The following is an 18,971-nucleotide window of genomic DNA, read 5'->3' on the forward strand; positions in this document are numbered from 1 at the left end:
ACAGGCGCACACATCGTATCCGCGCCTGTGGCTTTTCAGCGTGCGAGACGGGAGCCCCCGCCGCGGCGGCTCCCGTGCGCCCTGAGCGGCCACGAAGCCTCGCCGCCGCCCCGTGCTTACGCCTCTTGACATTTACCCCCACCTGGTATATAAAAAAGGCGGGAAATAAAGGAGGATGATTCTCATTATGGCAAATATCATCGTCGGCCTCATCGTGCTCGCCTGCCTCGCCGTGGCCGCGCGGCACATCTACAAGCTGTTCAATGGCGAGACGAGCTGCTGCGGCGACAGCACCGCGCCGAAAGTTCCCGCGAAAAAACTCACCGGCCCCATCGTCGGGGAGAAACTCGTCAAGATCGACGGCATGACTTGCGCGAACTGCAAGAACCGCGTCGAGCTGCTGCTCGACGGCATCGACGGCGCCGCCGCCAAGGTCAATCTGCACCGGGGCTGCGCGACGGTCAGGATGACGCGCGACGTCAGCGACGAGGAGATCCGCCGCGCGCTCGCGGGCAGCGGCTACGCGGTGCAGGCCATCGAGCAGGGCTGAGCGCACAAGTCACGCGCCACGCGCGCCTGCCGTCATAGCGAAGTTTCCAGCATCTCCGCCGGTATGCGTCCGCATAGAGAAAAGGCGTCGTCAGATAAGCCTCTCATCTGACGACGCCTTTTCTCTATCCTGTCACGGGACGCAGCGCCCGCAACCAGGGCGCTGCATCTCAGGCATCTGCCGTATCCTGCTCTTCCTTTTTCTCCCGTGCCAGCGCGAGGATATCCGCCTGGAACTGCTTCCGGTCGCCCGCGATGCGCGCTGCGATCTCCTCGGCGCTGCCCGCCGCCTCCGGCGCTTCTTTTTCCTCCGGCCCCTCGCCCGGCTGATAGACGACGAAGGGCTTCGGCTCCTTCTCCACGACCTCGTTCTCGATCCGTTTCCCGCCGCGGAAGATATGATGTCCCGTCGGGACAAACTCCTCACTCATCGCGCGGCACCTCCCCTCAGATATTCTTCGCACAGCCCGCAACGCGGGCTGCTTTCCGCCGCTATGCGCCGCCTGTCCCAAGACTGCGGCTCTGCACCATTTCATCTAAAAAGGCCGCACGGGATGCCCCATGCATCCGCGCACAGCCTCGCTGCGTATCTCACGCCAAGAGATCGACATTCGCCCCGAGGTTCGGGTCGAGGCTCTCCTGCATCTCGTCGAGCAGCTGCCCAACGTTTTCTGAGGAGCTCTCCATCGCCATCTTGAGGACGGCGACGCCCATGTCCTGCGTCGCGCGCTGCTGGCTCATGCCGACGGAGAGCGTCGCAATGCTCATCGTATCCATACCATTCCCTCCTTGGAATCCTCTTCGCTATTTCGCTGATTCAATTATACCGCATTTCGCAGGCTTCGTGAAGGTCTGCGCGCGATTTCTTCCGCGGCGCGGGCACGCGGTTGCCGACGAGGATGCCACCGAAGATCAGCGCGATGCCGAGCCACGCGAGTGGCGAGACCGCCTCGCCGAGCACGAAATGCGCGGAGAGCATGGCGATGACGAGTTCCGAGGTCGTGAGGATGCCGGCGAGCCCGAGGCCCGTATGAGGGATGCCGATGGCGAAGAGGAGCGGCGGCAGCGTCACGCCGAGCAGGCCGAGCGGCAGACCGTAGGGCAACACCGCGAGAAAGGCGTCCGCGCTCGTGAGGAACGTCGGCGGCAGCGCCGTGAACACGACAGCCGCGCCGCCGCAGGCCATGATGGCCGCCTTGCACACGGGCGGCACCTCGCGCGCCACCGTACCGCTCACGAGCAGCACGATGGCATAGCTGAGCGCGGCGAGCAGGCCGAGCACGACGCCCCGCACATCCGCCGTGAGGGGCGCGCCCGTGAGCACGCCGCTCGCGAGCAGCGACCCCGGCAGCAGCAGGATGAGCGCGGCGAGCTTTTGCCGCGCCGGCCACGCGCGTCGCAGGATCGCCTCGAGCACGAGCGCGATCACGATGTACTGGAAGAGCAGCACGACCGCGAGCGAGGCGGAGACCGACACGAGCGCGTGGTAGTAAAAGAGCGTCGTGCCGCCCGTCGGCACGCCCGCCGCGAGCATCACGAGCACCTGCCGCGCCGTCAGCTGCCGCGGCCGCGCGCGCCACGCGGGAATCAGCAGAAGCAGCCCCCCGAAGAAAAACTGTCCGCTCGACACGCCGCTCCTGTCGATGCCCGCCGCGTAGGCCAGCTTGACGATGGTCGAAAGAATCCCATAACATGCCCCGCCGAGAAAGACGAGCAATGGATAACGATACCTTGACAAATGACTCCCTCCCTGATGCGCCAGCGCGGCGCAAACACAAAGCTACATGCACAAACGTCCACTTTGTGGACATTGTGCACCCGCCCTTACAGTAAATCCAGCCAATCGCGCTGCGCCTGCGGCTTGCGCTCTTGGGGATTTACATAATAAAACGCCACACAGCCCTCATGAGTGCTGTGTGGCGAAACGGTCTGAACGACTAGACAGAAAAATCCACATCCAAAATATGGTTTTCTATGAAATTGCACCTTCAGCGTAACAGGCGCGGCCGTTTTTGTCAAGGCAATACAGGTGCCAGCCTGCCTGCTGCCTCTGTCCGCGACCAAGATAAGACGTCTGCCGCAGGGCATCCCCTGCTCCCCTCACTCATCGAGCAGGAACGCCTCGAACACCCAGTTGCCGTACTTCATACCGAGCGGCGTGAGGCGTACGCCCTGCGCGTCCTCCTCGAGGAAGCCGCGCGCGCACATGCGCGCGATCGCGTCCGCGTAGACGCTCGCGAGCTCGCAGCCGAACCGCGCGGCGAACCGCGCGCGGTCGATGCCGCGTGCCGTGCGCAGCGCGAGGAACGCGAACTCCTCCATCGAGGTCGCGCGCGTCAGCGGCTCCTCCTCGCGGCGCGCGCGACCGCTCTCGCGCAGGGCCGCGAGATATTCCTCGATGCCGCGCGGATTCTCGTAGCGCTGACCATCGAGATACGAGTGCGCCGACGCGCCGACGCCGAGGTAGGGCACGTCCTGCCAGTAGCCGAGATTGTGGCGGCTCTCGAAGCCTGGCCGCGCGAAATTCGAGATCTCATAGCGCGCGTAGCCAGCCGCGGGGAGCGCCGTCGTCATGTAGTCGTACATGGCCTCGCTCTCCTCATCGGACGGCAGCGCGAGCCGCCCCGCCGCCTGCGCCCGCGCGAACGCCGTCCCCTCCTCGACCTGCAGGCCGTAGATGGAGATATGCTGCGGCGCGAGCGCGAGCGCCTGCCGCACGCTCGCCTCGAGCCCCGCGCGCGTCTGCCCCGGCAGGCCGTACATGAGATCGAGGCTGAGATTCCGGAAGCCCGCCGCGCGCGCCTGCCGCACCGCCACGCATGCCTCCGCCGCCGTATGGATGCGGCCGATGCGCCGGAGCAGCGCGTCGTCGAACGTCTGCACGCCAAACGACAGCCGGTTCACCCCGCCCGCGCGCAGGAGCGAGAGGTACGCGGCGTCCACCGTGCCGGGATTGCACTCACAGGTGAACTCGAGCGCGGCGGAGGCAGCAGCGTCCCGCGCGCGGTCTGACGATGCCGCCCCGCCACGTGCTCCTGGCGCTGCCGCCTGTCCCGCGGCCGCAGCAGCGCGCACCGCAGACACATCCTGCCGCGCCGCCTCCGCCCGCGGCCCGCCGTCCGCCGCGAGGAAATCCCGCAGCCCAGCGAGCAGCCGCTCCATCAGCGCGGGCGGCAGCGCCGTCGGCGTACCGCCGCCGAGGTAGACCGTGCGCGGCGGCCCCCATGCCGCGCGGAGCGGCGCGCCCTCGCGCGCGAGCTCTCCGAGCAGCGCCTCGACGTACGCCGCCATGCGCCCCGCCTGGCCCGCATACGATGGGAAGTCGCAGTAAAAGCATTTTTGCCGGCAGAACGGCAGATGGACGTAGAGCCCCCAGCGGCGCGCGCCCGCCGCCCGCTCCTCCGCAGCCGCGCACATCTCAGTCAATCTTGAGAATCGCCATGAATGCCTCCTGCGGCACCTCGACGCTGCCGACGGCCTTCATGCGCTTCTTGCCTTCCTTTTGCTTCTCGAGCAGCTTGCGCTTGCGCGAGATATCGCCGCCGTAGCATTTCGCGAGGACATCCTTGCGGCGGGCGCGCACGTTCTCGCGCGCGATGACCTTCGAGCCGATGGCCGCCTGGATGGGGATCTCGAACATCTGCTGCGGGATGATCTCCTTGAGCTTCGCGGCGAGCTGGCGGCCGCGCGACGCGGCACGGTCCTTGTGCACGATGGTCGAGAGCGCGTCTACGGGGTCGCCGTTGAGGAGGATATCGACCTTCACGAGCTTCGACTCCTTGTAGTCCGCGAGCTCGTAGTCGAGCGAGGCGTAGCCGCGCGTCGCGGATTTCAGCCGGTCGAAATAGTCGAAGATGATCTCGTTGAGCGGGATGTGGTAGGTGATCATGACGCGGTTCGTATCGAGATAGTCCATGCCCTTGAACTCGCCGCGCTTGTCCTGCGAGATCTCCATGACCGCGCCGACGTAGTCGCTCGGCACGATGACGGTCGCCTTGACGTACGGCTCCTCGATGTGCTCGATCTCCGTCGGCGGCGGGAGCTCGGAGGGGTTGCTGACCTTGAGCATCGTGCCGTCTGTTTTGTAGACGTGGTAGATGACGGTCGGCGCCGTCGTGATGAGTTTCAGATGATACTCGCGCTCGAGGCGCTCCTGCACGACATCCATGTGCAGGAGGCCGAGGAAGCCGCAGCGGAAGCCGAAACCGAGCGCGACGGAGGTCTCCGGCTCGAAGACGAGCGCCGCGTCGTTGAGCTGGAGCTTCTCGAGCGCGTCCTTGAGGTTGTCGTAGTCCGAGCTCTCGACGGGATAGAGGCCGCAGTAGACCATCGGATTCACGCCGCGGTAGCCCGGCAGCGGCGCCGCCGCGCCCTTTTCCGCCGTCGTGATCGTGTCGCCGACGCGCACGTCGCGCACATCCTTGAGCGAGCCCGCGACGAAGCCGACCTCGCCCGCAGCGAGCGTGCCGAGATCGACAGGCTGCGGGCGGAAGCAACCGACATCCGTGACCTCGAACACCTTGCCCGTCGCCATCATCTTGAGCCGCTGTCCCTTCTTGATGCGGCCCTCCTTCACGCGGATATGCGCGATGACGCCCTTGTACGAGTCGAAATAGGAGTCGAAGATGAGCGCGCGCAGCGGCGCCGCCGCGTCGCCCTCCGGCGCGGGGATGTCCGTGACGATGGCCTCGAGGATCTCGTCGATGCCCTGGCCCGTCTTGGCCGAGCACTCGATGGCGTTCGACGTATCGAGGCCGATGACGTCCTCGATTTCCTTTTTCACACGCTCGGGATCCGCGCTCGGCAGATCGATCTTGTTGATGACGGGGATGATCTCGAGATCGTTCTCGAGCGCCATGTAGACGTTCGCGAGCGTCTGCGCCTCGACGCCCTGCGCCGCGTCGACGACGAGCAGCGCGCCCTCGCAGGCCGCGAGGCTGCGCGACACCTCGTAGGTGAAATCGACATGGCCCGGCGTGTCGATGAGGTTGAGCTCGTACTCCTCCCCGTCGCTGGCCTTGTAATGCAGCCGCACCGTCTGCGACTTGATCGTGATGCCGCGCTCGCGCTCGATGTCCATGCTGTCGAGCACCTGATCCTCCATCTCGCGCTTCGTGAGCGTGCCCGTGCGCTCGATGAGCCGGTCGGCGATCGTCGACTTGCCGTGGTCGATATGCGCGATGATCGAGAAATTGCGGATATTCTGGTTTGCCATATTTCCTCTCCTCAAAATCCTGCGGCTCCCCGCGGGATGCAGCTTGCTGTCTTCCGTGTCCGTCGGCGCAGCCGCCGTACCGCCGCGCCGCCCTGGAAAAATTTCCTCCATTATATCATCCCTGCCGCGCCCGTGGCAAGAAAGCCGCGGCCGTGCGTCCCCCGCCGCGCTCCCTGCGCCGCACCTGCGAAAATCGCACGCGGCGAGAAATAAAGGTTGCTTTTTCCCCGGCGGCATGCTATCATATTCTAGTATTGTACGAAAGATAAGGGGGTGAATTACTTGCCGAACATCAAAGCTTCGATCCTTAGTGTGAAATCCGACGCAAAGCGCCACGCAAAGAACGCTGCTGAGAAGTCCCGTGTCCGCACGGCTTCCCGCCGCGTCCTCGATGCCGTTGAGGCTGGAAACGCTGATGAAGCGAAATCCCTCCTTACGCTCGCTTGCAAGACGATCGACCAGGCGGCTGCGAACCACGTATACCACAAGAACTGCGCGGCCCGCAAGAAGTCCCGTCTGGCCCGCAAGGTCAACGCACTTGCCAAATAATCTTTGCGATAAGATACGGAAAGGGATGCCCCGGCATCCTTCACGCCTCCCTTCGGGGAGGCTTTTTTCGTGCACGCACTCTGGCGCGACCGCGCTGCTGCGCCGTAAAATCTCCTCCCCATTCGCCGTGAAATCCGCTATAATAGACATATATCCTATTTATTTATGCATCCATAGCCGGTCCCGCGTCGCGCGGCTGACAGCCAGGTATCCGGCCCGGCATCCGTCTTTGATTGGAGGTATTGCCATGATTTCTCCCCACGAGCAGCCGCTCACCGCGGAGCTGCAGGCGAAAATCGACCTCGTGCTCGAGTCGCACGACTACGACCCGACGCAGATCGTCGGCATCCTGCTCGAGGTGCAGGACCTCGAGCCGCTGCACTACGTCCCGCAGCCCGTCGCCTACTATATCGCACAGAAGCTCTCGATGCGCGTGACGAACATCTACGACATCCTTTGCTTCTACGATCAGCTCTCCGACCAACCGCGCGCCCGCTACCCCATCCAAGTCTGCAGCTCCATCGCCTGCCGCGTCAACGCGAGCGAGCAGCTCGCCGATACGCTGAAGCGGCTGCTCGGCATCGACTACGGCGAGACGACGTACGACGGCCGCTTCACGCTCGAGCGCATCACCTGCTTCGGCGCCTGCGACCGCGCGCCCGCCGTGCGCATCAACGGCCACGTCTACGACCACCTCGACTCCGAGGAGAAGATCCGCGCGCTCCTCGAGAGCCTGGACTAAGGAGGCTTTCCCATGCAAGCAAGCAAATTCCTCACGGCGAACTTCGGCCGCTACGACACCTCCTCCATCGGCTCCTACATGAACATCGGCGGCTTCACGGCGCTCCGCAAGGCCGTCACGATGGACGGCGAGGACATCGCCGCCCTCATCGCCGCGAACAAGGTCAAGGGCCGCGGCGGCGCCGCCTACGACATGGGGCGCAAGTGGTCGCAGGCCCGCGCCGTCAAGGGCGAGAACAAGGTCATCATCTGCAACGCCGACGAGGGCGAGACGACGACGTTCAAGGACCGCGAGCTCATCCGCCAGGATCCCTTCAACCTCATCGAGGCGATGATCATCGCGGGCTACGTCATGGGCGCGACGGACGGCTACATCTACATGCGCGCCGAGTACGCCTGCTTCCGCCCGCTGCTCCAAAACGCCATCCGCCAGGCGAAAAGCTACGGCTTCCTCGGCACGAACATCCTCGGCCGCGGCTTCGACTTCCGCCTGCATCTCTACTCCGGCGCGGGCGCCTACGTCTGCGGCGAAGGCACGGCGCTCATCCGCTCCATCGAGGGCAAGGCGGGCCGCCCGCGCATGAAACCGCCGTTCATCAAGGTCAGCGGCCTTTTCGCGCGCCCGACCTGCCTCAACAACGTCGAGAGCCTCTCGCTCGTGCCGCATCTCCTGCTCGACGCGGAGAAGCGCTACGCCTCGCTCGGCACCGAGGAGTCGCGCGGCACGAAGATGGTGAGCGTCGCGGGCAACGTCAATCACCCGGGCGCTTTTGAAATCCCCTTCGGCACGAAGCTCCGCGACATCATCGCGCTCGCGGGCGGCGTGCAAGGCGGCCGCCGCATCTCCCTCTTGCAGCTCGGCGGCGCCTCCGGCAAGGTACAGGCGGGCACGGACGAAGTGCTCGATACGCCCTACACCTACGAGGATCTCGCCGCCATCGGCCTCACGGTCGGCTCCGGCGGCATCCTCGTCATCGACGAGCGCACGAGCGTCATCGACTTTTTGCGCATGAACCAGGAATTCTTCTCCGAGGAATGCTGCGGCCAGTGTACGCCCTGCCGCGAGGGCAACGTGCACATCGCGCTCTTCCTCGAAAAGCTCAAGGCGGGCACCATCACGGCGGAGGAGATCGGCCTCATGGGCGGCATCGCCGAGGTCATGAGCCGCTCGTCGCTCTGCGGACTCGGCGAGACCGCGCAGAACAGTCTGCTCTCCGCCATGCACGTTTTCCCAGAAGTCTTCACCGCAGGAGGTGCGCATCATGAGTGAACCATCGACCGAGCTCGTCCATCTGACCATCAACCACATCCCCGTCGCCGTGCCGAAGGGCACGAAGATCATGCAGGCGGCGGCGAAAATCCACATCGACATCCCGCACCTCTGCTACCATGAGGATCAGCGCATCAAGGCGCACTGCCGCCTCTGCTCCGTCGAAGTCACGGGGCGCCGCCGCCTCTACGCGGCCTGCTCGACCGAGTGCTGGGAGGGCATGGAGGTGCACACGGACACGCCGATCGTGCGCAATACCCAGATTGCCATCCTCCAGCTCATGCTCGCGAACCACAACCGCGACTGCCTGAGCTGCCCGCGCAACCAGAACTGCGACCTCCAGCACCTCGTGAGCCGGTTCAACATCCTGCGCTCCCCGCTGCCCTCCGTCGTCCGCGACACGCAGCGCATCGTCACGAACCCCTCCATCGTGCGCGACCCGAGCAAGTGCATCCGCTGTGGCCGCTGCATCCGCGCCTGCAAGGACGTGCAGGGCATCGCGGCGCTGACCTACGCGCACAGGAGCAGCGACATCGTCGTCACGACGGCCTACGACAAACCCATGGAGGCGACGGACTGCGTGCTCTGCGGCCAGTGCACCCTCGTCTGCCCGACGGGCGCCATCGTCGAGCGCGACGCGACGCAGCGCGTGCTGCGCGCGCTCCAGGATAAATCGAAGCACGTCATCGTCCAGGTCGCGCCCGCCGTGCGCGTCGCGCTCGGCGACGCCTTCGGCCTCGGCGCGGGCGCGATCGCGACGGGCCAGATGGTCACGGCGCTCAAGCTCCTCGGCTTCGACAAGGTCTTCGACACGAACTTCGGCGCCGACCTCACGATCATGGAGGAGGGCTACGAGTTCCTCGACCGCCTGCAGCACGGCGGCGTCCTGCCGATGCTCACCTCCTGCTGCCCGGCCTGGGTGACCTACATGGAAAAGGAGTACGGCAGCTCCCTCGCCCACCTCTCGAGCGCGAAATCCCCGATGGGCATGTTCGGCGCCGTCGCCAAGACCTACTACGCAGAAAAGGCGGACATCCCCGCCAAGGACATCGTGACCGTCGCCATCATGCCCTGCACGGCGAAAAAGGCCGAGGCCCAGCGCCCCGGCCTCGGCCGCGGCGGCCAGCCAGACATCGACTACGTCCTCACGACGCGCGAGCTCATCAAGCTCATCAAATACGTCGGCCTCACCTTCCGCGACCTGCCGGAGAGCCCGTTCGACAGCCCGCTCGGCGAGGCGACGGGCGCGGGCGCCATCTTCGGCGCGACGGGCGGCGTCATGGAGGCCGCGCTGCGCACCGTCGTCGAGAAGGCCACGGGGAAACCGCTCGACACCATCGAGTTCACCGCCGTGCGCGGCATGGAAGGCATCCGCGAGGCGAGCCTCGACATCGCGGGCCGCACCGTCCGCGTCGCCGTCTGCCATACGCTGAAGAATGCCGCGAAGCTCATGGCCGCCGTCAGGAGCGGCACGAGCCCCTACGACTTCATCGAAGTCATGGCCTGCCCCGGCGGCTGCGCGGGCGGCGGCGGCCAGCCCATCGGCACGCGGCGCGCCGTCACCGCGCAGCGCATCGCCTCCCTCTACGAGATCGACCGCAGCCTGCCCCGCAGGAAGTCGCACGAGAACCCCGAGATCCAGAAGCTCTACGCGGACGCCCTCGACGCCCCGCTGAGCTCCAAGGCGCACAACCTCCTGCACACGACCTACCAGGCCGTCCCACCCGCCTATACGTTCTAAGGAACCGCTGATTAAATGAGGTGCTCCGGATTTACGTGGATGCGCTGTACTCTTCGGAGACGAACCGCAGGCGTAGCCGAAGCTACGCTGAGGATGGTCGACGACGAGAGGACAGTGCAGACGCGTGAAGACGGAGTGCCGAATTCATCAGTGGTTCCCTAAGCCACAGCGGGCGCCTGCCATCCGCCGTCTGGTATGCCGCCCGCGCGCACCAGCCGCGCAGAAAGCGACAGCGCGCAAGGAAACGCGGCACCCTGCATCCATACATCAGCACACAACGCAGCCCCTCGGCCGCGGCATCTCTGCCGCCGCCGAGGGGCTGCGTTTCTATCTGGCTTTTCCCGCCGCCAGATGGCTTTGTCCGCTCTGCCTTCCGCGCCGCTCACCGCTTCTTGAGCGTCTCCTTCTCGAGGCAGTAGCTGTTGTGCTGCGTGACCTTCGCGCAGTAGCCCGGCAGCACGACGATGGTCGTCGTCGGCTCCTCGATGATGGCGGGGCCGTGGACGATATCACCGTAGACGAGGCGGTCGCCTGGGAAGACCGGCGTCATCTTGAGGTCGTCGAATTCCTTGAAGTAGATCTTGCGGAACGAGGAGCTCTTACCCTCCTCGTAGGCGAGGTCGCGGTTCGTCGGCAGTTTCGCCTCGGGGAGCTTCGCCTCGCGCTCATGCTTGCCGATGGCCTTGACGCGCCACGAGACGCACTCGATGTACGTATCGTCCTTGATGGAGAACGTACGCTCGTGTTCCTTGTGGAACGCCTGCTCCATCGCCTTGACGCCCGCCGGCGTGATCTCGAAGTCCTCGTTGAGATCCGCCGTGATGTTGACGGGCAGCTCGTAGACCTGGAACGGATAGTGCGCCTCCATGTAGAGCTCGATGCGCTGGTATTCCTTCTCGATGTGGTTGCGCGCGAAGAACTGCATCGCCTCGTCGCGCAGCGCCTTGAGGAGCGTGTTGACGCCCTTGTAGTCGAAATCCGCCGTCGTCGTGTAGTGGCTGCCGCTATACTCCGAGACGATATCGGAGAAGAGACCGCCTGCCGCCGACAGGCCGCCCGCCGTGCGGGGGATCAGCAGGCGCTGCATCTCGAGGCCCTCGGCGAGCGCGATGGCGTGCAGGCCGCAGGCGCCGCCGCCCGCGACCATCGCATAGGCGCGCGGGTCGATGCCCTGCCAGATCGTGATGTCCTTGATCGCCGCGATCATGTTGACATTGACCGTCGCCCAGATGGAATACGCCGCCTCCATGACCGTGATGCCGAGCGGCTCCGCGACGTGCTTCTTGATGGCTTCGCGCGCGAGTTCCGGGTAGAGCTTCATGCGACCGTCGTTGAAGAAGTCCGGGTTGAGGTAGCCGAGCACGCAGTTCGCGTCGGTGACCGTCGGCAGCGTGCCGCCGCGGTTGTAGCAGGCAGGCCCCGGCACCGAGCCGGCGCTCCTGGGACCGACGCGGATCATGCCGCCGTTGTCGACCCAGGCGATGGAGCCGCCGCCCGCACCGATGCTGTGGACGTTGACGCGCGAGATGCCCGGGATCTCATCGCCGATGATGGCTTCTTTCGATACGGAGATTTCGCCGTCGATGACGCAGCTCACGTCGAACGTCGTGCCGCCCATGTCGAGCACGACGGCATTCTTCTCATCGAGGTCGTCCATCGCGTACTTGCGCCCCGCGATTGGCGCCATCGACGGGCCGGAGTCGACGGAGTAGAGCGGCCGGTTCACGATCTCGTTCGTGCTCATGACGCCGCCCGCCGCGTTGAGCATGCCGACCTTGCCGATGAAGCCCGCGTCGTTGAGGCGGCTGTTGAGGTCGTTCGCGTAGCTCGAGATGAGCTTCCGCAGCGACGCGTCCATCGCCGCCGACACCCAGCGGCGGTACTCGCGGTTGCTCGGATTGACCTCCGAGCTCAGTACGACCGTGACCTCCGGCCAGACCTCGTGGATGATCTCGCGCGCCCGCCGCTCATGCGCGGGATTCACCGTAGACCAGAGGAAGCAGACCGCGATGGCCTCGACATTGTACCCTTTGAGCACGCGCGTCTGCTCGCGCACCGCCTCCTCGTCGAGCGGCGTATCAACGCCGCCCTCGGAGTTGATGCGCTCCTTGACCGGCAGCGTCAGATAGCGCGGCACGAACGGCTCCGGATAGTCGAGGAACATATCGAACGGATTCTTGTTCGGCCCCTCGCGGAACAGGAACACATCGCGGAAGCCCTCCGTGCAGAGGATGCCGACCTTCCCGCACTTCTTCTCGACGACGGCGTTCGTCGCGATCGTCGAACCGTGCGTGAAGATGCCCGCGTTCACGACGCTGATGTCCTTGAGGAAATCGTCGAACGGCTCCTCATAGTGCTCGGCCGCGACCTTGAGCGCGCCGAGGATGCCCTCCGTCCAGTCATGCGGCGTCGTCGGAGACTTGAACACATTGACGCTGCCATTTTCATCTACCACAGCGGCATCCGTGAACGTGCCGCCGACATCAACACATGCATATTTCGACATGGTCATACCCTCCCATCAACGCGCAGCCTTCATCGAGGCGCGCAGCTTCTCGCTCGCCTCGACATCCGGCACGAACTTCTCCTTGGAATCATCGACGATGACGCCGTAGACCTCCTTCGCGAATTCCTTCGTGATCCAGCCCTCGCGCACGCGGTGGCACACGAGCTCCATATCGCGCTCGAGCGGATCGCCGTAGCCGCCGCCCGACGAGCTCTCCGAGACGATGGCCTCATCCTTCGAGATGGCCGGCTCCGCAAAGGGCGGCAGCTCCTCACGCGAGCCCTCGCCCTCGGCGAGCTTGTACTTCCAGGCCGCGGACTTGTGGCCGTCGCGGCCGCCCGCCGCGCCTTTCGGCGGATTGTCGATGCCGTCACAGCTGTACGCGCAGGTCACAGGGTCCTTGCGCGCCGTCATCACGAACTTGCACGAGGGCGCCGAATCGTATTTGCCCGCGCCGACGGAGTCCGGCAGCACCTCCTCCGAGATCACCTTGAACGGATACTGCTGCTCGAGCACCTCCGTCGAGTTCCAGTTCATCGCGCCGCCCGTCACGGGATACTGGTACGTCACCCAGCCGTCGTAGCCGTTGACCGCCGGGCCGCCCGTCATGCCGCAGAAGATCTGGTTGACATACGGCGCGTTCCCCTTGCGCCAATCCTTGCCGGAGACGACCGCGACCGCCGGACACTGCGTCGCGCCGCCCTCCGCCATGCCTTTCTTGTCCGTGATCTCGTTCATGAGCGCCTGCACGCCGGAGATCACGCGGTCCGCGAGGTTCGTTGTCGCCATCGAGGACGAGTACGGCGCCTTCGCCTTGCCGATGACGCAGCCCTCGCGCATCTTCACCTTGATCTGGCTCATCGCCCCGTCGTTGCAGGGGATGTCGCAGGGCATGCGGTTCAGCACGCCCGTCACGGCGCTCGCGAGCGTCGTCGCCTCGCACATATTAAGACCGCACGGCAGCGAGTCCGCGTTTTTCGTGAAATCAAACGCGATCGTCCCATCCTCAGGATGCGTATCGCACTCAATGTGGATCGTGATCTCCGGTACGACGCCCTCGATGGCATCCGCTTTGATGTCGTACTCGTAATGGCCCTTCGGCAGCTGCTTGAGCTCCTCGCGCATGCGCTTCGCGCCGTACGCCTGATACGCCTCGCAGAAGTCCTTGATCTTCTCGTTGCCGTACTCCGCGCAGAGCGCCGCGAGCCGCTTCTCGCCGACGCGCGACGAGCCAACGCAGGCGAGATAGTCGCCGTACCACATCTCCGGCACGCGGTTGTGCATCTGCGCGATCTTGATGATGTCCGCGACATCCTTGTAATCGCGCTGGATCTTGATGCACGGCCAGTCGATCGCACCCTCCTCGAACATGTCGCGCGCCGTCGGCGCGTACGTGCTCGGAATGGCGTTGCCGATATCCGCCTGATGCCCCTTCGTGACTGCGAAGAACATCAGCTCCCCCTCGTTGAACACCGGCGCGATGTACGTGTAGTCCGCATGGTGCGTATTGCCATGATATGGCGAATTGTTGAGGAAGAGATCGCCCTGCTGGATGCCGTCCGGATGCGAAAAGCACGGGCTCACCGTGAGGCCCATATTCGCGCAGTGCACGGGGATGCTCTCCGCGAGCGCGATGACCTTGCCGTTGCGGTCGCAGATGGCGGTCGAGAGGTCGTGGCAGACGCTCATCAACTGTGAACGCGCCGTGCGCATCAGCGTGTTCGTCATCTCGAGCCCGATGCTGTAAAGCCGGCTCGAGAGCACCGACATCAGATACGGTTCCATTGTCTTGCTCATAGCAGATACCTCCTTGCTGAACGAGGCGCCAAAGCCCGCTGCCCGGCGCGAATCTACAAGACTTCGTAATCTTGATTCATCCACAGAAAAACATCCTGGTAACACAAAAGGACAACGATATCTTTCGTCAGACATCGTTGTCCTTTTGTTCCGTTTGTTCATCTATGTTGAACATAATATAACATAGATTCTCGCCCCTGTCAATCCGTTTTTAAAAATTGTTCATTTATAATGAACCAGAGAGGCAGGCGCCTTTCATTTCTGCGCGATCGTCTGCGTCAGCACCTGGATGCTGTCGTTGAGCGCTCCAAGCCGTGCCTCGATGCGCACGAGCAGGAACGCCGTCACCGCCATCGGGAACCCGAGATTTCCGATCAACGTAAAAAAGTCCTGCATGCTCTCACCTCCTTCTGAGATGATACATGCAGGAACCTTTGCTTTTGACAACGATGTGACGGGCGCGCAGATGGACGCCCCCTAGGCGGGCTTTAGACCTCGCCCGCCATCTTCTCGATGCGCGCGGACGTCTGGTGCAGGGTGTTGCTCTCGTTAGAGATCTGGCGGATGAGCTCCGCCTGCGCGACGTTGACCTCCGTGAGCTGGGCGATTTCCCTGTTCAGCGCGTGAATGGAGTTGCGAATCTTCATGAGGATGTCCGTGATCTGCTGCGCGGAGTCCGAGCTGTTCTCCGCCAGCTTCCGAACCTCGTCGGCGACGACGGCGAAGCCGCGCCCCTGCTCGCCCGCGCGCGCCGCCTCGATGGCGGCGTTGAGCCCGAGCATGTTCGTCTGCGTCGCGACGGTCTTGATGAAGTCGATGACTTTGTCCGTCTCGACGACCTGCGCCGCCGCCTCACTCGTGAGCTTCTTGAGGCTCTTGCCGCTGTCAGCGAGCGTCTCCGCCTTCTCCGAGATCATGGCGAGCGCCTTCGCGAGCGCTTCCGTCGCCTGGCGCAGCTCCTCCGCCGTCTCGTGCATGGCGCGCTGATGCTCGAGCGACTGGTGCACGGCGACGGCGCCGACGACCTCGCCGCCCTCCTCGAGCGGGATGCTGACCGCCACGTAAGGCACGCCGTAGATTTCTTTCTTCACCTGCACGACGACGCGGCGACGCTCCCGCATCGCCACGGCGACCGCCGCCTCCGGCTTCACCGCCTTACCGACGACGACCGTCGCGGCGAGCTCCTCGATGGAGTTCGCTGCGACCCATTTCTCGCGGTCGGCGACCACCATGCCGACGCGCTGCGTCATGAGCTGCGGCAGCAGCGGCGTCACCGCACAGAATGCCTCCAGGATCGTACTTGCCATTTCGACTCCCCCTCATCCAGTCTCCGCGCCTTCGCGCGTACTGATTTCTCTTGCTATATCTTTCGCCAGAAAAAGCGGATTCCCTGCCGGAACATCTTTTTCCCGCGGGAAATCCGCTGTCTTTTTGCAAAAAGGAAGTGCGCCGCGCGCCCCTACAGCGCCTGTGCGAGCCGCTCGGCGAGCAGCGTGTAGCGGCGCTTCGTGCGGTCATTCTCGACGGCGGTCTGGAGGGCGGCTTTGGAGCCGAGGAGGATGACGAGGGTTTTCGCGCGGGTGACGGCGGTGTAGAGGAGATTCCTTTGGAGCATGACGTGATGGCCGGGCACGAGGGGCAGGAGGATGACGGGGTATTCGCTGCCCTGGCTCTTGTGGACGCTCATGGCGTAGGCGAGCGTGAGCTCGCCGATCTCGACGCGCTCGTAGTCGACGGTCGTCTCGGCGAAGCGGACGGTGAGGTGGTCGGACTCGAGCTCGCGGATGTAGCCGATGTCACCGTTGAAAACATGCTTTTGGTAGTTGTTCTTCGTCTGCATGACTTTGTCGCCGAGACGGAAGGTCACGACGCTGTTCGTGTACTCGGACTTCGCGGGGCTCGGCGGGTTGAGGGCGGCCTGGAGGCGGCGGTTGAGGCTGTCGACGCCGCAGTCCTGGCGGTGCATGGGCGAGAGCACCTGGATATCGCTGAGCGGCGAGTAGCCCTCGGCGGGGAGCTCACGCGCGCAGAGGTCGACGATGCGATTGGCTGTCGCCGCGGCGTCAGGCAGCTCGTAGAACCGGAAATCGCCGGCAGCGGAGCACTCCGGCAGCCGTCCCTGGTTGATGGCGTGTGCGTTGAGGACGATGCGGCTCGCCTCATCCTGGCGGAATACCTCGGTGAGACAGACGCTCGGGATGACGCCTGAGCGCAGGATGTCCTTGAGCACAGCCCCCGGGCCGACGGCGGGGAGCTGGTCGACGTCGCCGACGAGGATGAGGTGGCAGCCCGCAGGCACCGCCTCGAGGAAATGGCGCATGAGCACGATGTCCATCATCGAGACTTCATCGAGGATGATGGCGGCCGTCAGGAGCGGCACGAGCCCCTACGACTTCATCGAGGTCATGGCGTGCCCCGGCGGCTGCGCGGGCGGCGGCGGCCAGCCGCTCGGCACGACGCGCGCCATCACGAAAGAACGCATCGCCTCCCTCTACGCGATCGACCGCAGTCTGCCGCACAGGAAGTCGCACGAGAACCCCGTGATCCAGAAGCTCTACGAGCGCGACCTCGGCGCCCCGCTGAGCCCGAAAGCGCACGACCTCCTGCACACGACCTACCACGAGATCCCGCCGGCGTGCACGTTCTGAAGCCGCCGGTATCTACAAGCATAGAGAAGCCCCGGACACCTTCTATAGATGTCCGGGCTTTTCCGCGCGGCGCGGCTTCCCCAGCGCGCCTTTCTCATCTCTCCCCTGTGCCCTGCTTGCGGAGCTTCGCCGCGAGTTTCGGCAGCGCCTTCTGTCGAAAGCAGGCGTAATAGCGGATGTTCGCCGCCGCATCCTCATCGGCAGGGACTGCTGCCGCCAGGTCAAAGACGACCTCAAGGCGCAGATCGCCGCCATCGAACGCTACGAAGCCGCCTCGGACACCGATTTCACGGAATGAACGGATGTGAACAAGAGCTGTTATTTTTCGTCGTTTCGCCAAGCGGCACTATCTAACGAATAAAGATCTGGTATCTGAAGCAGGACTGCCCCTTCCCTCTGCGCGCGCTCCCTGACCGGCTGCGTATAACCACTCCTGCTGAAGAAGACATACCACCTCTTCTTCACCTGCGGAAATGCCATCGCCGCCGTGAGAAGGTCCTCATACTCTTCCATCGGCATGGGGCGGCTCTGGTATTTGCATTCGCAGAAAAGCCCCTGGGTCCCGCTTTCATCGAGCGCGAGCACATCCACATCGTCCTGCTGCCGCAGCACCGGATTCGTCCCCCACCATTTGCCGATGTGCGCGGGAAGGAACGGCAGCGCGCTCAACTTTGCCATGCGCAGCAGATAGGAACAGCAGACCTGCTCGAAGACTGGCCCCATGTAATCGGCGATGCCCGCCATGATCCGCTTCGCCGTCTCCTCTTCCCCGAGCAGCGCATAGAAACTCCGCTTGGAGAAGACGTACCGATACCAGAATGTGTAATAGAAATCTGTCAGGATATAGATGCCCTTCTTGCTCGTCCGCGCCTCTCCGCAGGGAACGATTTTCCTGACGAGACGGATATTCTGCAAGACCGAGAGATACTTGCTGCACTTGCCGGCGGGCTCGTGAATCCGGTCCGCAATCATTTGCACCTTATTGGCACCGGTAGCGATCGCCTCCAAGATGCTGTTGTATACCACCGGTTCGCGCAATTCCATCCGCAAGAGCATCTGCGGCTCATCGTTCAGGAACGTGCTCTCCGGCAAGACCTGATGCGCGAGGTTCTGCTCGATGCTTTCCTGCTCATCAAAGGCATTGAGATAGCGAGGAATCCCGCCGAGGATCCCGTATGCCAACAGCCGCTCCTCCTCGCTGTAATGTGGAAAAAAGGACGCGCTATCGAAGTAATCGAAAGGCAGGACTTCCATCTGCCCCGTGATCCTGCCGTAAAGCGGGCTCTTGTACCCCATGACATCATTGACCATGAAACTGACGCTGGAGCCACAGAGCACCAACATGATGTTCTGCTGCTGCCATGCGTGATCGATCGCGTGCTGCAAGATGCTCTTGATTGACGCGTTCTGAGCTGCCAGGAAGGGAAACTCATCGATGATCAGGATGGTCTTCTCCGGGCGCGGTGCCGCCTGCTTGCCAAAATAGGCAAACGCCCGCTCCCAATCGGGAAACGGCGCTAAGAACGCATCGGCGAAATACTCCTGGAGCGACTGGGAAAAGTCCTGCAGGTTCAGAGCATCGTTCTTCTCCTGCGCCGGGAAGAAGATGACCGGCTGCCCCTTGGCAAATTCCTGCAAGATCGTCGTCTTGCCCACGCGTCTCCGCCCATACATGACGAGGAACTCGAATCGCCGGGACCCCGCCATACGCTGCAAGACCGCGAGTTCTTTTTTCCGCCCAATCATGTCTTCTCCTCCTCCGGTAAAGTAATATACTCTAAAGTATCATACTCTAGAGTATATTACTTTGGAGTATATTCTGCAATCTCTGAAAAAGCCATTCTTCGGTTCATTGTAAAATGAACTTGAACAGTTAATCAAAAACAAAAATCCATAGCGACTTCCTATGTTAAAATGGTTTTGAAAACAATCATCAACAAAGGAGCATCGCTATG

Annotated in this window: 17 protein-coding genes and 1 pseudogene; 6 read left to right on the forward strand and 12 right to left on the reverse strand. The window is 63.6% G+C overall.

Annotated elements, in window-relative coordinates:
• The first annotated feature begins 187 nt into the window (after positions 1–187).
• Entirely contained in the window at positions 188–550 is a 363-nt protein-coding gene (locus F599_RS0109740) for a heavy-metal-associated domain-containing protein (RefSeq protein WP_019543342.1), read from the forward strand.
• Positions 551–719: 169 nt separating this feature from the next.
• Here F599_RS0109740 and F599_RS0109745 read toward each other — a convergent pair whose 3' ends face one another.
• The 5 genes from F599_RS0109745 to lepA form a co-directional block, all read right to left on the reverse strand.
• Positions 720–980, reverse strand: a complete 261-nt coding sequence (locus F599_RS0109745) for a hypothetical protein (protein ID WP_019543343.1) — start codon at positions 978–980, stop codon at positions 720–722.
• Between the two features lie 160 nt (positions 981–1,140).
• The gene (locus tag F599_RS0109750; RefSeq protein ID WP_019543344.1) at positions 1,141–1,326 is read right to left on the reverse strand and encodes a YjfB family protein; all 186 of its coding nucleotides are present in this window, start codon (positions 1,324–1,326) and stop codon (positions 1,141–1,143) included.
• A gap of 40 nt (positions 1,327–1,366) precedes the next feature.
• A complete protein-coding gene (locus F599_RS0109755; protein ID WP_026327937.1) occupies positions 1,367–2,287 on the reverse strand; it encodes an EamA family transporter in 921 nt (306 codons plus the stop codon).
• 362 nt (positions 2,288–2,649) lie between these two features.
• Positions 2,650–3,966: a radical SAM family heme chaperone HemW gene (hemW, locus tag F599_RS0109760; protein ID WP_019543346.1), complete on the reverse strand. Its 1,317-nt coding sequence runs from the start codon at positions 3,964–3,966 to the stop codon at positions 2,650–2,652.
• A 1-nt stretch (position 3,967) separates the two neighbouring features.
• Positions 3,968–5,764, reverse strand: a complete 1,797-nt coding sequence (lepA, locus tag F599_RS0109765) for a translation elongation factor 4 (RefSeq protein WP_019543347.1) — start codon at positions 5,762–5,764, stop codon at positions 3,968–3,970.
• Positions 5,765–6,046: 282 nt separating this feature from the next.
• Between lepA and rpsT the strand changes: the two genes are divergently transcribed.
• The 4 genes from rpsT to F599_RS0109785 all read left to right on the forward strand — a co-directional run bounded on the left by rpsT (position 6,047) and on the right by F599_RS0109785 (position 10,065).
• The gene (gene rpsT, locus F599_RS0109770; RefSeq protein ID WP_019543348.1) at positions 6,047–6,313 is read left to right on the forward strand and encodes a 30S ribosomal protein S20; all 267 of its coding nucleotides are present in this window, start codon (positions 6,047–6,049) and stop codon (positions 6,311–6,313) included.
• Between the two features lie 247 nt (positions 6,314–6,560).
• Complete coding sequence (locus F599_RS0109775) at positions 6,561–7,055, forward strand: NADH-quinone oxidoreductase subunit NuoE family protein (protein ID WP_019543349.1); 495 nt, start codon at positions 6,561–6,563, stop codon at positions 7,053–7,055.
• A 12-nt stretch (positions 7,056–7,067) separates the two neighbouring features.
• Positions 7,068–8,324 carry a complex I 51 kDa subunit family protein gene (locus F599_RS0109780; RefSeq protein WP_019543350.1) on the forward strand — a complete coding sequence of 419 codons (1,257 nt, stop codon included), beginning with the start codon at positions 7,068–7,070 and terminating at the stop codon, positions 8,322–8,324.
• Complete coding sequence (locus F599_RS0109785) at positions 8,317–10,065, forward strand: NADH-dependent [FeFe] hydrogenase, group A6 (RefSeq protein WP_019543351.1); 1,749 nt, start codon at positions 8,317–8,319, stop codon at positions 10,063–10,065. The genes F599_RS0109780 and F599_RS0109785 overlap by 8 nt, the downstream gene beginning before the upstream one ends.
• 382 nt (positions 10,066–10,447) lie before the next feature.
• Here the strand turns inward: F599_RS0109785 and F599_RS0109790 are convergent, their stop codons facing one another.
• From F599_RS0109790 to F599_RS14085, 5 genes and pseudogenes are all read right to left on the reverse strand, one after another.
• The gene (locus tag F599_RS0109790) at positions 10,448–12,571 is read right to left on the reverse strand and encodes a hydantoinase/oxoprolinase family protein (protein ID WP_019543352.1); all 2,124 of its coding nucleotides are present in this window, start codon (positions 12,569–12,571) and stop codon (positions 10,448–10,450) included.
• A gap of 15 nt (positions 12,572–12,586) precedes the next feature.
• Positions 12,587–14,368, reverse strand: a complete 1,782-nt coding sequence (locus F599_RS0109795; RefSeq protein ID WP_019543353.1) for a hydantoinase B/oxoprolinase family protein — start codon at positions 14,366–14,368, stop codon at positions 12,587–12,589.
• 255 nt (positions 14,369–14,623) lie between these two features.
• Complete coding sequence (locus F599_RS15185) at positions 14,624–14,764, reverse strand: YvrJ family protein (RefSeq protein ID WP_019543354.1); 141 nt, start codon at positions 14,762–14,764, stop codon at positions 14,624–14,626.
• A 92-nt stretch (positions 14,765–14,856) separates the two neighbouring features.
• On the reverse strand, positions 14,857–15,675 hold the full coding sequence (locus tag F599_RS16185; protein WP_019543355.1) for a methyl-accepting chemotaxis protein: 819 nt from the start codon (positions 15,673–15,675) through the stop codon (positions 14,857–14,859).
• Positions 15,676–15,827: 152 nt separating this feature from the next.
• Positions 15,828–16,727, reverse strand: a pseudogene (locus F599_RS14085) (ATP-dependent DNA helicase); the annotation flags it as partial.
• Here F599_RS14085 and F599_RS0109815 point away from each other — a divergent pair.
• The gene (locus F599_RS0109815) at positions 16,687–17,016 is read left to right on the forward strand and encodes an iron hydrogenase small subunit (RefSeq protein WP_420902058.1); all 330 of its coding nucleotides are present in this window, start codon (positions 16,687–16,689) and stop codon (positions 17,014–17,016) included. The pseudogene F599_RS14085 and the gene F599_RS0109815 overlap by 41 nt on opposite strands.
• Positions 17,017–17,110: 94 nt before the next feature.
• Here the strand turns inward: F599_RS0109815 and F599_RS14090 are convergent, their stop codons facing one another.
• Together F599_RS14090 and F599_RS0109820 are read right to left on the reverse strand one after the other, a co-directional pair.
• Positions 17,111–17,356 carry a hypothetical protein gene (locus F599_RS14090; protein ID WP_019543358.1) on the reverse strand — a complete coding sequence of 82 codons (246 nt, stop codon included), beginning with the start codon at positions 17,354–17,356 and terminating at the stop codon, positions 17,111–17,113.
• Complete coding sequence (locus tag F599_RS0109820; protein ID WP_019543359.1) at positions 17,335–18,762, reverse strand: ATP-binding protein; 1,428 nt, start codon at positions 18,760–18,762, stop codon at positions 17,335–17,337. Before F599_RS0109820 ends, F599_RS14090 begins: the two co-directional genes overlap by 22 nt.
• Positions 18,763–18,971: the final 209 nt, after the last annotated feature.

This window comes from Selenomonas bovis DSM 23594 (assembly GCF_000381005.1).
Taxonomy (GTDB): domain Bacteria; phylum Bacillota; class Negativicutes; order Selenomonadales; family Selenomonadaceae; genus Selenomonas_C; species Selenomonas_C bovis.